Here is a 12,054-nt window from a genome sequence, read left to right on the forward strand (position 1 = left end):
AATGCCGTTTCAAAAATCCGATAAGCAGAGACAGGAGCCATCATGCCCTACCAAGCAGACCCTTCCCGATATAACCAAATGCAATATCGTTTTTGTGGAAAAAGTGGCTTGCAGCTTCCGGCGTTATCGCTTGGGCTGTGGCATAACTTCAGTTTTAACAATACATTAGAATCACAACGTACATTATTGCGCAAAGCCTTTGACCTGGGGATTACTCATTTTGATTTGGCCAACAACTATGGCCCACCTCCTGGCTCTGCCGAGCAAAATTTTGGTAAATTGCTGCACGACGATTTTAAGCCTTACCGTGATGAGCTGATAATCTCGACCAAAGCCGGTTATAACATGTGGCCTGGCCCGTATGGTGCGGGCAGCTCGCGCAAATATCTGCTTGCCAGCCTGGATCAAAGCTTACAGCGTATGGGGCTGGACTATGTTGATATCTTCTATTCGCACCGTGTAGATGAAAATACGCCAATGGAAGAAACCGCCTCGGCACTGGCTCAGGCGGTACAAAGTGGCAAGGCACTCTATGTGGGGATTTCTTCATATTCTTCTGAGCGTACCGCCACAATGGTTGAGCTATTGCAACAATGGAAGGTTCCGCTGCTTATTCATCAACCCTCCTACAATATTTTGAATCGTTGGGTTGAGCAGACTCATTTGTTAGATACGCTGGAGCAACAGGGGGTGGGTTGTATTGCTTTTACCCCATTGGCTCAAGGGTTGTTGACCGGGAAATACCTCAATGGCATTCCCGATGATTCTCGAATGAAAAAAGAAGCGGGCGGCTCGTTGAAGGAAAATATGTTATCAGCCGCCAATTTGCGCAGTATCAAGGCACTGAATGCATTAGCTCAACAACGTGGGCAATCATTGGCACAAATGGCATTGAGCTGGTTATTGAAAGATAATCGTGTGACCTCGGTATTGATCGGTGCCAGCCGCCCAGAGCAGTTGGAGGAAAACTGTGCAGCCCTGACTAACCTGAGTTTCAGTGCTGAAGAGTTACGTGCGATTGATCAGCATGTGGCCGAGGGGCAGCTTAATTTATGGCAGGCCTCTTCGGACCGCTAACCGGTGATAACGTGAGAAGCCGGAGATGTTCTCCGGCTTTTTTAGGGGCAAAACCCTTATTTTGCTTTGGGTGATGAGTCCGCTGCCAGCCCTAGCTTCAGTAGTTTACCGTCACTCTCATCAGTTAGCAGATAGACATAACCATCTGGCCCGACCCGGACATCGCGGATACGCTCACCGCGATCACCCAGTAAACGCTCTTCTGCAATCACTTTGTCGCCATCCAACTGCAAGCGAATCAACTCTTTCTGTGCCAATGCCCCGATAAATAGTGAATGTTGCCAGGTGGGGAAGCGGGCAGCGTCATAGAAGGCCATACCGCTGATACCGGGTGATTTCTCCCAGTAATAGGCCGGTTGCTCGGTACCCTCGACATGGGTACCTTTCGCCTCTGGAATGGCTAAACCTGAGTAGTTAACACCATGAGTGGCTAATGGCCAGCCGTAGTTTTTCCCGGCCTGTGGGATATTGATTTCATCGCCGCCTTTAGGACCATGCTCATTAGCCCACATCACTTCAGTCCATGGGTTAAGCGCCAGACCCTGTGGATTGCGATGGCCATAGGACCAGATCTCTGGCTTTGCCGGAGACTTATTGGCAAATGGATTATCTTTTACTACCTTACCATCAAGTGTCAGACGTACGATTTTACCTTGATGTAGGCTTAAGTCTTGAGCCGTAGGGCGCTGATTGTTTTCGCCCAGAGTAATAAAGATATGGCCTTGTTTATCAAAGGCTAATTTGCCACCAAAATGGTTACCGGTAGATAATTTGGGTTGCTGGCGGAAGAATACCTTGAAGTTTTCAATGGCTGTCCCCTGAGGATTAAGATGGCCATAACCCACGGCGGTGCCCGCTTTACCCTCTTTTCCCACTTCAGCAAAACTTAGGTATATACGGCGATCCTGAGAAAATGTCGGTGATAATGCCACTTCTAGCAGACCACCTTGCCCCTTGGCATAGACTTCTGGTACCCCCTTTAAAGGTTCTGATAGTGGCTTCCCTGCTTGCCATAAACGTAATTGCCCAGAACGCTCAGTGATTAAGATTCCCCCATTATCAGGCAGAAATGCCAGTGACCATGGATGATCCAATCCATCCTGTAATTCCGTTACGGTCACTGCCGGAGCGGCAAGGGCGGTCATCGAAACAAATACGCTAAATAACAGTGCACTCAAGCTATAGCCCAGTGTTCTATTTCCCAATATTGTCATCAGTTGCTCCTTTAAAATGCCAACAACTGTTAACTTTAGAGTATTAAGGGCAAGTCAGCGAATAACACCAGTAAAATCAGCGACTATATTACTGTAGCCAGTGCCATGCTGAGGAGTGCATTCCGATTTCGTTTCACAAAAAAAGCTCACAAGCTGAGCAGACGAAAAAGTGGCAAAGGTTAAGTTCAGACAATTCTGCAAACCGATAAGGTGTCCTAATTAATGATGCTGCCAGCCACTCATGGCTATTGCGAGTACGAGAAATCCATCATTGATGAGTGAATAATCATTAACTTAATGATATATAACTACATTAAACTTAATTCGCCGAGAAAAAGAATCATAATTTTGCGATAAACATCACATTGCATTTGCTTAGAAATGTGAAGAGCATCAATGTGAAAAGTCAATTAGAGATGATTATATGAGTAGTTGAATTACTGTCTTAACTATCAACGCCATATACTGCCGACAACCAGAAACAATGGGGCTGGGCAAGGGGCACGATAAAGTACAGATAAAGGGAATTCACCATTGCACTGGCATACAGTTAACGTGTGTCTTTTGAACATCAAAAGGTGTTGGGTATGGAAAAGAAAAAAATTTATCTATTTTGCTCAGCCGGTATGTCTACCTCGCTACTGGTTTCCAAAATGAAAGTACAAGCAGAGAAGTATGAGGTGCCAGTGATTATCAATGCTTACCCCGAGGCCCTGGCCGCAGAACATGGTGCCCAAGCAGATGTCATCTTGTTAGGACCACAAATCGCTTACATGTTGCCTGAAGTTGCAAAAATGTTCCCCAATAAACCAGTTGAAGTGATCGACGCGCTCCTATACGGCAAAGTCGACGGTCTGGGGGTATTAAAAGCTGCCGTAGCCGCAATAAAAAAAGCAAAACAATAAGGGGTGCACTGTGAGCGCATTTATTAATTCTCTGGAAAGGGTCATCTTGCCTTTTGCTATTAAAATAGGCAGACAGCAACACATTAATGCTATCAAGAATGGGTTTATTCGGCTGATGCCGTTAACCCTGACGGGTGCCATGTTTGTACTGATCAACAACGTTTTCTTAAGTTTTGGCGAAGGATCGTTCTTTTTCTCAATGGGCGTACGGTTAGATGCCGATACCATTACTATGCTCAATGGTTTTAAAGCGATAGGCGGCAACGTTTATAACGGTACTCTCGGTATTATGTCGTTAATGACGCCATTTTTTATCAGTATGGCGTTGGCTGAAGAGAAAAGGGTCGATCCTCTGGCTGCGGCTCTGCTGGCAATTGCTGCCTTTATGACCGTGACGCCATACAGTGTTGGCGAGGCCTATGCCGTCGGGGCTAATTGGTTGGGAGGGGCGAATATCATCTCCGGTATCATCATCGGTTTGGTGGTTGCAGAGCTCTTTACCTTTATCGTGCGACGTAACTGGGTTATCCGCCTGCCAGACAGTGTGCCGACATCAGTTTCCCGTTCTTTCTCTGCATTGATTCCCGGGTTTATCATTCTTTCCATCATGGGCGTGATTGCTTATGCCCTTGGATTGCATGGCACCAACTTCCACCAGATCATTATGGACACCATTTCAGCACCGTTGTCGAAAATGGGCAGTGTTGTGGGATGGGTGTATGTCATGTGCTCCTCGCTGCTGTGGTTCTTCGGGATACACGGTGCGATGGCCTTATCTGCACTGGAAAGTGGCATTATGATGCCATTTGCATTGGAGAACGTTGCAACCTATACCCAGTATGGTTCTGTTGCTGCGGCGCTGGCCGCCGGTAAAGAATTCCATATGTGGGCTAAGCCGTTTGTTGACTCCTATATCTTCTTGGGAGGCACTGGCGCAACACTTGGACTGGTTATTGCCATCTTTATTGCTTCTCGCCGTGAAGACTATCGTCAGGTAGCAAAATTGGGTGCACCGGCTAGTATTTTCCAGATTAATGAACCTATCCTATTTGGTTTGCCGGTCATAATGAACCCGCTGTTCTTTATTCCGTTCATCTTGGTTCAACCGGTATTAGCAATTATCACTTCAGTGGCGTATTACACCGGCCTTATTCCGCCAATCACCAATATTGCGCCGTGGACCATGCCAGTCGGCTTAGGTGCCTTCTTCAATACCAACGGCAGTATTGCCGCGATGTTATTAAGTTTATTCAACTTAGGTATAGCGACATTGATGTATCTGCCATTCGTAATAATTGCCAATAAGGCGCAGAGCGAGATAGATCGTCAGGTTGAAAGTGAAGAAGAGATTGCTGATAGCTTGAAATTCTAAGCGTTAAATCTGTTTATCGTATAAGGCTGGAGGCCGGAATGAAGTATCAATTTCCCGATGATTTTTGGTGGGGCAGTGCCACCTCCGCAGCCCAATCCGAAGGGGCGTCACTGCGGGATGGTAAGAGCAAGAACATCTTCGATTATTGGTACGAAATTGCACCGGAACGTTTTCATGGTCAGATTGGTCCTGAAAACACCTCCACCTTTTACGATAACTATCAGCAAGATATTTTGCTATTAAAGCAACTGGGCCATAACACGTTCAGGACATCGATTTCATGGTCGCGGTTGATTCCAAAGGGTGACGGTGAGCTTAACCCCAAAGCTGTCACGTTTTATAACGCAGTTATCGATAGCCTATTGGTGCAGGGAATTACCCCCTTTATCAATCTTTATCATTTTGATATGCCATTGTGTATGCAAGAGAAAGGCGGTTGGGAAAATCGTGCGGTTGTGCAAGCCTATGGCCGCTATGCCAAAAGCTGCTTTATGTTGTTTGGTGATCGGGTAAAGCATTGGTTTACTTTTAATGAGCCGATTGTGCCTGTTGAAGCCGGTTACCTGAACGACCTGCATTACCCTGGTGTGGTTGACTTTAAACGTGCGGTGACTGTCGCTTATCACAGCGTATTGGCCCATGCCAACGCGGTGCAAAACTACCGAGAGCTAAAGCAGGGGGGTGAAATTGGTATCATTTTGAACCTCACCCCGACCTATCCTCGCTCCGACAGTGCGCCAGACCTGATTGCAGCTAATCATGCCGATTTATTGCTTAACCGTAGCTTCCTCGATCCCGTCACCAAGGGTATTTACCCTGATGAACTGATCACGTTGCTGCGAGAGCACGACTTATTGCCACAAATTGAAAACGGTGATTGCCAGTGCATTGCGGCGGGCGTCGTTGATCTGTTAGGGGTTAACTATTATCAGCCAAGACGAGTTCAGGCGAAAGATATCCCAACCCCTCAAGGGCTGGTGAAAACGCCGGAGGATTTGTTCAGTTTTTATGCGATGCCCGGGCGCAAAATCAACCCGCATCGTGGTTGGGAAATCTACGAAAAAGGGCTGTATGACATCCTGAAAAATCTAAGAGAGAATTATAACAATATTGCGTGTTATATCTCTGAGAATGGCATGGGTGTTGAGGGCGAAGAGCAGTTTATCACGCCATCAGGTAGGGTTGATGACCAGTATCGCATTGAATTTATCCGTGCACATTTGCAGTGGCTACATCAAGCATTACAAGAGGGCAGTAACTGCAAAGGGTATCATCTGTGGACCTTTATTGATTGCTGGTCTTGGCTCAATGCATACAAAAACCGCTATGGTTTAGTTCGGTTGAATATCGCCGACCAGACGCGAGTATTGAAACAAAGTGGCTACTGGTTTGCTGATGTCGCCAGGCAGAATGGTTTTAATTAATGGCTTTAATTTACGGAGTAACAATAGCATGTTTGATTTAGATAAAATCGTGGGTGAGGTGCAGCCTACCGATGAGATGGAAGATGTGGTTATGGGGCTGATTATCAACGCCGGGCAAGCCAGAAGTTTGGCTTACAAGGCTCTGAAACAAGCCAAGGCGGGTGACTTTTCCCAAGCGGATGAGCTGATGGTGCAATCTCGCCTGGCGCTGAATGAAGCACATTTAGTTCAGACCAGGCTGATTGAAGCTGATCAAGGTGAGGGGAAAACCAAAGTAACATTGGTGCTGGTACATGCTCAGGATCATTTGATGACGGCCATGTTAGCCAGAGAGTTAATTGATGAGTTGATCGAATTGCATCGAAAGTTACAGTGAATTTTGTCTAACACATTGGCTATTTTGAACGAGAGTGAAGGTAAATAAGATGGAAGTCAGGTTAGTACGTCAAAAAGACTTTTTTAACGGAAAAGAATTCCATCTGTTTATTTATAATAAAACGGAAAGTGCCACCGGCTTACATCAGCATGATTATTATGAATATACGTTGATATTAACCGGTATGTGTTATCAGGAAATAAACGGTAAGCGAGTCTTTTTAGAGCGCGGCGATTTTGTTTTTATTCCTATGGGATCCCATCATAAAAGTTTCTATGAGTTTGGTGCCACCCGTATTCTGAATGTGGGAATAAGTAAAACCTTCTTTGAAGAGCACTATTCTCATCTATTATCGCGGCCTATTGTGGCCTCTCAGGCTTATCGCCTAAAGGGTGATTTTCTCTCTTATATTGAATCGGCAATTTCTGCGCCACACTTTAGGGACGATGAGCTTACTGAACTGGTAGAACTGCTGACTTTTTATGTCACTAACCGCATCAGCCATCATAAAGAAAGTGACACTAACGACGATATTCCGCTGTGGCTGAAGACCAGTATCGACAAAATGCATGATAAGTCGATGTTTGGTGAAAAAGCGCTGGTGAATATGATCGAACTGTCTGGCAAAACCCAAGAGTATTTGACCCGCGCTACCCGCCGTTATTACCAAAAAACGCCGATGCAGATTATCAATGAAATCAGAGTTAACTTTGCTAAAACTCAACTTGAAATGACCAATTATCTGGTCTCTGACATTGCTTTTGAAGCAGGTTACAGCGATACCACGTTATTTATTAAAAACTTCAAAAAACTCACCTCTTTTACGCCGGGGAACTATCGCAAAAAATTCAACTGCGTCAGAGAGGGGTTATCCGATTAGCTTCCGGCCAGATAACTGCTACTGGAATGGCCTGACAAGGTACCCTCAATGGAAAAGTTACTTATTGTTAATGCTGATGATTTTGGTCTATGCAAAGGTCAAAGTTACGGAATCATTGAAGCATTCCGGCATGGTGTTGTCTCATCGACTACAGCGATGATGAATTGTGCGGATATCTATCATGCAGCGGAACTGAGTAAGCAAAATCCAACGTTGCCTGTGGGGATGCATTTTGTTCTCACTTACGGGCGGCCGTTAACGTCAATGCCATCATTAGTTGATGCCAGCGGTGCTCTGGGCAAATGGTTGTGGCAACGCGCCGAAGCGGGTGAGCTGAATCCTGGCGAGATAGCTCGGGAGTTGGCGGCTCAGTTTGATAAGTTTGTTGCCGTCTTCGGCCGTGCACCCACTCACATCGACAGCCATCATCATGTACATATGTTGCCGCAAATTTATCCGCTGGTTGTTGCTTTTGCCCACGAGAAATCTCTTCCGCTGCGTATTGATCGCAATGAAGTACAGCGGCATGAGATTGTGCTTGATAACCCGCGAAGCAGTGAGTGGTTCGATGCCGGTTTTTATGGTGAGGCTTTATCTGAGCAGACATTTTTGCGGTTGTTGGAAAATGCCAGTCAAAAAGCAATTAACTCACTTGAGATTATGTGCCATCCGGCGTTTGTTGATAACATCCTCATGACCAGCGGCTATTGTTATCCACGCTTGACCGAATTGGAGGTGCTGACGTCGCCGGCATTAAAGCAAGCCATTGAGCAGCGTGGCTATAGATTGGGGTCATATTTGGATTGCTGAAATTATTAACATAAAGTCGCCCTTTGCCGATAATCATTATACTGACTTAGTGAGTGATAAGGATATGTCCGATGGGTATAAATGCGAGCTTACCAATAGCAGCAACGACGGGAAATGGCAGCAAGAATACTGCAAGTGCAGGAAATGATTTGGCATCTCAGATAAAGAATGTAATAGCAAAAATCGCTGAGGTTACGCAAAAACTCAAAGATGGCATTGATATGTCAGAAGATCAGCGAAAAAGTATTCAAGCTCAATTAACGATGTTACAGCAGCAACTGGCTGAGTTGTTACGTCGTCAGGCACAACAAGCGCAGCAAAAGCATGATGGGAAAAGTAGTGCTATTGAGAACGTAGACCAGATAAAAGCACAAGATGGCAATATAGATATCTATATTTGATTTATTAAATTTTAATAAACTAACAGTATTAGCTATAATTTTTCAGGCCTCGATTTTGAGGCCTTTTAACTAATAAAAAGAGTTCGTTATTATGTTTTTGGGAGTTTGAATATATTGTATTTTTTGATAAAAATTGAGTTAAGATCCGTGTCGCATACCTAAACGTATACCCATGTAGGAAAGTGATACGGGGATAAACGCCCAGCGGCTGTTGAGGTAATTGGTAAAGCATTAAAAAAAGTCGAGGCCGAGGTATAAATGACCGCAAAAGTTAAGGCTAGCTTGGCTGGTGGTATTTGTTCCGTGGCGGCAATTATTTCTATCCAACATCCCTTGTAGTGACTCATTTTATCCTTTTTACATCGGGGTGTTTTTCACTCGCGGCTTCATGGTAGATATCAGCTAACCACCCAGCTATTTCTTCCTCAGTCAAAAATGAAGGAATAATGACGTCATATATTCGAGATGATTTCCCCTCATTGCAATCTACTCGGAATAGCTGCCATTCATTGGCAACACTTTTAACACCCAAACGGCGACCAAAAACATCATAAATGAGCATAACAGGGTCCTCTATCTCAATATGTGCGTTCAGTTAACTCTTATAGCAAATAAACATCAATATGGAAATCATGAGGATATTCCTCATGCCTGAATAATTGTCTCACCAAAAGGTGGGGGATCAAAATATGGTGCGACGTCTATTAGTTATCTTGCTAATGGTGGTGTTCTTAGGTTTAGTATTTAACAGCTACCGCTCATTGTATGAAATAAGACCATTCTATATGGCTTATATAGATAGGATTAGCTAGATTTAATCTATATATAGCGACTAGCAAAGGTAATAGAAAATGTTTAAGCACCGTTTGTCTGTGATCGCATTAGCGCTGATTGCTTCTCTAGCGTTATCTTCAACCCCTTCCATAGCTAATCCCGGTAATGGGAATGGCGGTGGACACGGAAACAGTGGCGGAAACCACGGTAATAGTGGGGGCAATGGGCCCGCTAATAAGGGGAATAAAGCCAAAAATGGTAGTGATAATTTAGTTTCAGTGAATCTAACCTATGACCGTGTGCGCCCATTAGCTGTTAATTACGGATTGACTGGTTATCAGTCATTACCTCCCGGTATCGCTAAAAATCTGGCACGGGGTAAGCCGCTCCCACCAGGCATCGCTAAGAAAGCAGTCCCTGCATCTTTACTGGGGCAGCTACCTTCTTACCCAGGATATGAGTGGCGTATAGTTGGCAATGACTTAGTACTTATTGCATTAAGTACAGCGATTGTTGCATCAGTAATAAATGGCGTATTCGATTAAGTATCCAAAGAAGGATACTCATCAGCGATTTTAACCACCTACGAGTTTAAGCCACTGGCCTTATAAGCCGGTGGCTTTTCATTTGAAATATTTATCTAGTGGATCGAAGTATCGGTACTTTCTGTAGAAAGCTAACATTCTGGCGGGACTTAGACTATACCGGATCATACAACTTATGACTGCGGGATGTTCCACCACACACCGGTAAAACTTTCAATGACAGCAAGTCGTTTGTCTGCTGGAACCGGACAGGCAATATCAGCACAAGCTCAAATAACGATAATTCAATGACTGGGACGGAGATCTATGGTAGATCTCTGCTGTTATGGGATGGTATATCACAACAAAACAGACTTTAATTCTGAGTTAATTCAATATTAAATCCACCTTAAATATTCAGAGTGGTAAACAGGTTAAAGCCAAATAATAGCGAATGGAGTCTAAATGAAAGAACTATTAATACTAATAGCAACACTAGTAATCTGGGTGATTATTGCTAAATTTTTAGCAAAATATTTCATTCATAAAGGTCATCGATACTGGGTGAGTAAAACAAGTGGGGTTATTGTTGGTACAGTTGTTGCCTTTACCTTTTTGATTATTGTGGTAATCCCGATACCGGAAGAGACAATATTGACATCAGCCAACTCTCGCTCATCCGTCACAACGACTATACCAGAAAAAACAATTGATAAGCATGAAGAAAAGACCAAATCAATCGCGCCTCAAGTGCTTATAGAGGAACCTCGCAACCCTGATAATAAAAGTATAAAGACGTTGGGTATTAGCCCGGACATTTTTGAAAAAAGAATGAATGCCAACTTAGAAACGTCTAATAGTTCGCTTAGACTAAAAATTAATTTTAAAAAAAATGGCGTTAACAATACGTTCAATTATGCCTTTAATGATCATTTGGTTATTGTGGGAACGATCGACAAACCCAGTCAAAAATTATCAGAGATAACCCTGATAACAAGCGGCGATGGGACTGCTAAATCTGGTATAGATATTGGCGCTGTGGTTGTTTCTGCTTTCTCCGCCACGCTGGGAGAAAATACGATGAAAACGGGTGAGCCAGGAATAATAATGATGAAACTGATGGCAATGAATAAGAGCAGCACAAAAGATAATGAACCAAGCTCAACCATTTTTAATGGCATAAAATTTAGTTTTTTCAGCAGTGATACTACCGGTTATCGGTTTACAGCAGAACCAGCCTGATTCCATATTATCAGCGATATAGGAAATGCTATCGTTATCAAAATGGCGGGGTAATGCTAGGTGATTTCTACAGCCAGGGCATCGCTCAATTAGGATTATTTGATGATAATCAGCCAAAAATTAACAGTGCAGCGCTGACGATATTAATAGGTAAGGCAAAGGAAAGGTGTGGTTTGCCGGACAAGGCATACAGAAAGCATGGCAGATGAAACGTGAGATGCTATCGCCAGTTTACACGACTCGCTGGTCTGAGCTACCTATTGTCAGGTGAATGATGAAAGAGAGCGTCCAACGGCTCGATAAGTTCAGGGCCATTATTACGAATGTTGCCTACTTTCTTTATCACTGGATGCCAGTCGAACTCTTCTGCTGACGTCAGCGCTTCCAAAGCAATCTCCTTTGCTCTTTCTGGTGAAGTATCCGGATTCATCCATTCACGAGCGGCATCTGGTGGTAAGACGACAGGGCGCCGATCATGAATGTCCACCAATCCCGAATCACTGTCCGCAGTTACTATTACAAAACCATCATCCTCACGCTGATTGAGAATCAGAACGCGGGTACCTGCTGCAACGTTGTATCTGCCAATAGGAACGGGATCGAGAGCACCGTTGAATTCTAATTCAGATGCAAGAAATTCAAGGTAATCATAACGGGTTTTAATTTGAGTGAAACGACCACACATGGCACAACCTCAGAAGTAGGATGTGGGGTAATTATAGTCGTTAAATGGATCGGTGATTATGCAAAATAAATGACGGAGTTTTTCCCTTGGCTTTCCCCTAAATTTCCCTGCCACAAATTTAAGACATAAAAAAACCAACCCTAAAGGATTGGTTTTCTTTGGGATGTTTGGTCGGCATGAGAGGATTTGAACCTCCGACACCCCATGACGGCGATCTATAGGCGAAAAAAAACCTCTGGGTTAGCAGAGGCTTTTTAATCTTCAAAGGAGCCGCGTATCTTTTACGTATCCTTTTTGGTCCAAACTAGGTCAGTGCTTGGTCCGGTCATTTATCATAAGTCACTGGTTTATATGATACTGTCCGGTCACT

Annotated in this window: 13 protein-coding genes and 1 pseudogene; 11 read left to right on the forward strand and 3 right to left on the reverse strand. The window is 44.2% G+C overall.

From position 1 onward, the window contains the following. Window positions 1–42: 42 nt before the first annotated feature. Complete coding sequence (gene mgrA / locus V1956_RS07680) at window positions 43–1,077, forward strand: L-glyceraldehyde 3-phosphate reductase (RefSeq protein ID WP_372559710.1); 1,035 nt, start codon at window positions 43–45, stop codon at window positions 1,075–1,077. A gap of 56 nt (window positions 1,078–1,133) precedes the next feature. On the opposite strand, the gene V1956_RS07685 is transcribed toward mgrA, so the two are convergent. Beyond that, the gene (locus V1956_RS07685) at window positions 1,134–2,291 is read right to left on the reverse strand and encodes a PQQ-dependent sugar dehydrogenase (RefSeq protein WP_372559709.1); all 1,158 of its coding nucleotides are present in this window, start codon (window positions 2,289–2,291) and stop codon (window positions 1,134–1,136) included. A 587-nt stretch (window positions 2,292–2,878) separates the two neighbouring features. Between V1956_RS07685 and V1956_RS07690 the strand changes: the two genes are divergently transcribed. From V1956_RS07690 to V1956_RS07720, 7 genes are all read left to right on the forward strand, one after another. After that, window positions 2,879–3,196 carry a PTS sugar transporter subunit IIB gene (locus V1956_RS07690; RefSeq protein WP_005276021.1) on the forward strand — a complete coding sequence of 106 codons (318 nt, stop codon included), beginning with the start codon at window positions 2,879–2,881 and terminating at the stop codon, window positions 3,194–3,196. 10 nt (window positions 3,197–3,206) lie between these two features. Next, the gene (gene chbC / locus V1956_RS07695; protein WP_083163081.1) at window positions 3,207–4,568 is read left to right on the forward strand and encodes a PTS N,N'-diacetylchitobiose transporter subunit IIC; all 1,362 of its coding nucleotides are present in this window, start codon (window positions 3,207–3,209) and stop codon (window positions 4,566–4,568) included. A gap of 38 nt (window positions 4,569–4,606) precedes the next feature. Further along, complete coding sequence (locus V1956_RS07700) at window positions 4,607–5,992, forward strand: glycoside hydrolase family 1 protein (RefSeq protein WP_442824982.1); 1,386 nt, start codon at window positions 4,607–4,609, stop codon at window positions 5,990–5,992. 28 nt (window positions 5,993–6,020) lie between these two features. Next, window positions 6,021–6,368, forward strand: coding sequence for a PTS N,N'-diacetylchitobiose transporter subunit IIA (gene chbA / locus V1956_RS07705; RefSeq protein ID WP_083163086.1), 348 nt, complete (start codon window positions 6,021–6,023; stop codon window positions 6,366–6,368). A 49-nt stretch (window positions 6,369–6,417) separates the two neighbouring features. Then, entirely contained in the window at window positions 6,418–7,248 is an 831-nt protein-coding gene (gene chbR / locus V1956_RS07710; protein WP_083163087.1) for a transcriptional regulator ChbR, read from the forward strand. A gap of 48 nt (window positions 7,249–7,296) precedes the next feature. Then, complete coding sequence (gene chbG / locus V1956_RS07715) at window positions 7,297–8,058, forward strand: chitin disaccharide deacetylase (protein ID WP_442824983.1); 762 nt, start codon at window positions 7,297–7,299, stop codon at window positions 8,056–8,058. Window positions 8,059–8,129: 71 nt separating this feature from the next. Continuing rightward, a complete protein-coding gene (locus V1956_RS07720; RefSeq protein ID WP_083163089.1) occupies window positions 8,130–8,459 on the forward strand; it encodes a FlxA-like family protein in 330 nt (109 codons plus the stop codon). Between the two features lie 343 nt (window positions 8,460–8,802). On the opposite strand, the gene V1956_RS07725 is transcribed toward V1956_RS07720, so the two are convergent. Beyond that, window positions 8,803–9,021 carry a DUF7661 family protein gene (locus V1956_RS07725; RefSeq protein WP_372559706.1) on the reverse strand — a complete coding sequence of 73 codons (219 nt, stop codon included), beginning with the start codon at window positions 9,019–9,021 and terminating at the stop codon, window positions 8,803–8,805. Window positions 9,022–9,310: 289 nt separating this feature from the next. Here V1956_RS07725 and V1956_RS07730 point away from each other — a divergent pair, with 289 nt between their 5' ends. The 3 genes and pseudogenes from V1956_RS07730 to V1956_RS07740 all read left to right on the forward strand — a co-directional run. Then, entirely contained in the window at window positions 9,311–9,778 is a 468-nt protein-coding gene (locus V1956_RS07730; protein ID WP_372559705.1) for an anti-virulence regulator CigR family protein, read from the forward strand. Window positions 9,779–10,222: 444 nt separating this feature from the next. Then, entirely contained in the window at window positions 10,223–10,999 is a 777-nt protein-coding gene (locus tag V1956_RS07735; protein WP_372559704.1) for a hypothetical protein, read from the forward strand. A gap of 29 nt (window positions 11,000–11,028) precedes the next feature. Next, window positions 11,029–11,270, forward strand: a pseudogene (locus V1956_RS07740) (DUF4113 domain-containing protein); the annotation flags it as partial. Here the strand turns inward: V1956_RS07740 and V1956_RS07745 are convergent. After that, window positions 11,253–11,684 carry an SOS response-associated peptidase family protein gene (locus tag V1956_RS07745; RefSeq protein WP_442824984.1) on the reverse strand — a complete coding sequence of 144 codons (432 nt, stop codon included), beginning with the start codon at window positions 11,682–11,684 and terminating at the stop codon, window positions 11,253–11,255. The pseudogene V1956_RS07740 and the gene V1956_RS07745 overlap by 18 nt on opposite strands. Window positions 11,685–12,054 lie beyond the last annotated feature (370 nt).

The organism is Yersinia sp. 2540 StPb PI (genome assembly GCF_052217165.1).
GTDB lineage: Bacteria > Pseudomonadota > Gammaproteobacteria > Enterobacterales > Enterobacteriaceae > Yersinia > Yersinia enterocolitica_E.

Bases quoted from the DNA above. Each gene is read 5' to 3' on its own strand.
- V1956_RS07700 (WP_442824982.1), top strand. From the start codon at position 4,607: ATGAAGTATCAATTTCCCGATGATTTTTGGTGGGGCAGTGCCACCTCC.
- V1956_RS07735 (WP_372559704.1), top strand. From the start codon at position 10,223: ATGAAAGAACTATTAATACTAATAGCAACACTAGTAATCTGGGTGATT.
- V1956_RS07685 (WP_372559709.1), bottom strand. From the start codon at position 2,291: ATGACAATATTGGGAAATAGAACACTGGGCTATAGCTTGAGTGCACTG.
- chbA (WP_083163086.1), top strand. From the start codon at position 6,021: ATGTTTGATTTAGATAAAATCGTGGGTGAGGTGCAGCCTACCGATGAG.
- V1956_RS07690 (WP_005276021.1), top strand. From the start codon at position 2,879: ATGGAAAAGAAAAAAATTTATCTATTTTGCTCAGCCGGTATGTCTACC.
- mgrA (WP_372559710.1), top strand. From the start codon at position 43: ATGCCCTACCAAGCAGACCCTTCCCGATATAACCAAATGCAATATCGT.
- V1956_RS07730 (WP_372559705.1), top strand. From the start codon at position 9,311: ATGTTTAAGCACCGTTTGTCTGTGATCGCATTAGCGCTGATTGCTTCT.
- V1956_RS07720 (WP_083163089.1), top strand. From the start codon at position 8,130: ATGGGTATAAATGCGAGCTTACCAATAGCAGCAACGACGGGAAATGGC.
- V1956_RS07725 (WP_372559706.1), bottom strand. From the start codon at position 9,021: ATGCTCATTTATGATGTTTTTGGTCGCCGTTTGGGTGTTAAAAGTGTT.
- chbR (WP_083163087.1), top strand. From the start codon at position 6,418: ATGGAAGTCAGGTTAGTACGTCAAAAAGACTTTTTTAACGGAAAAGAA.
- chbG (WP_442824983.1), top strand. From the start codon at position 7,297: ATGGAAAAGTTACTTATTGTTAATGCTGATGATTTTGGTCTATGCAAA.
- V1956_RS07745 (WP_442824984.1), bottom strand. From the start codon at position 11,684: ATGTGTGGTCGTTTCACTCAAATTAAAACCCGTTATGATTACCTTGAA.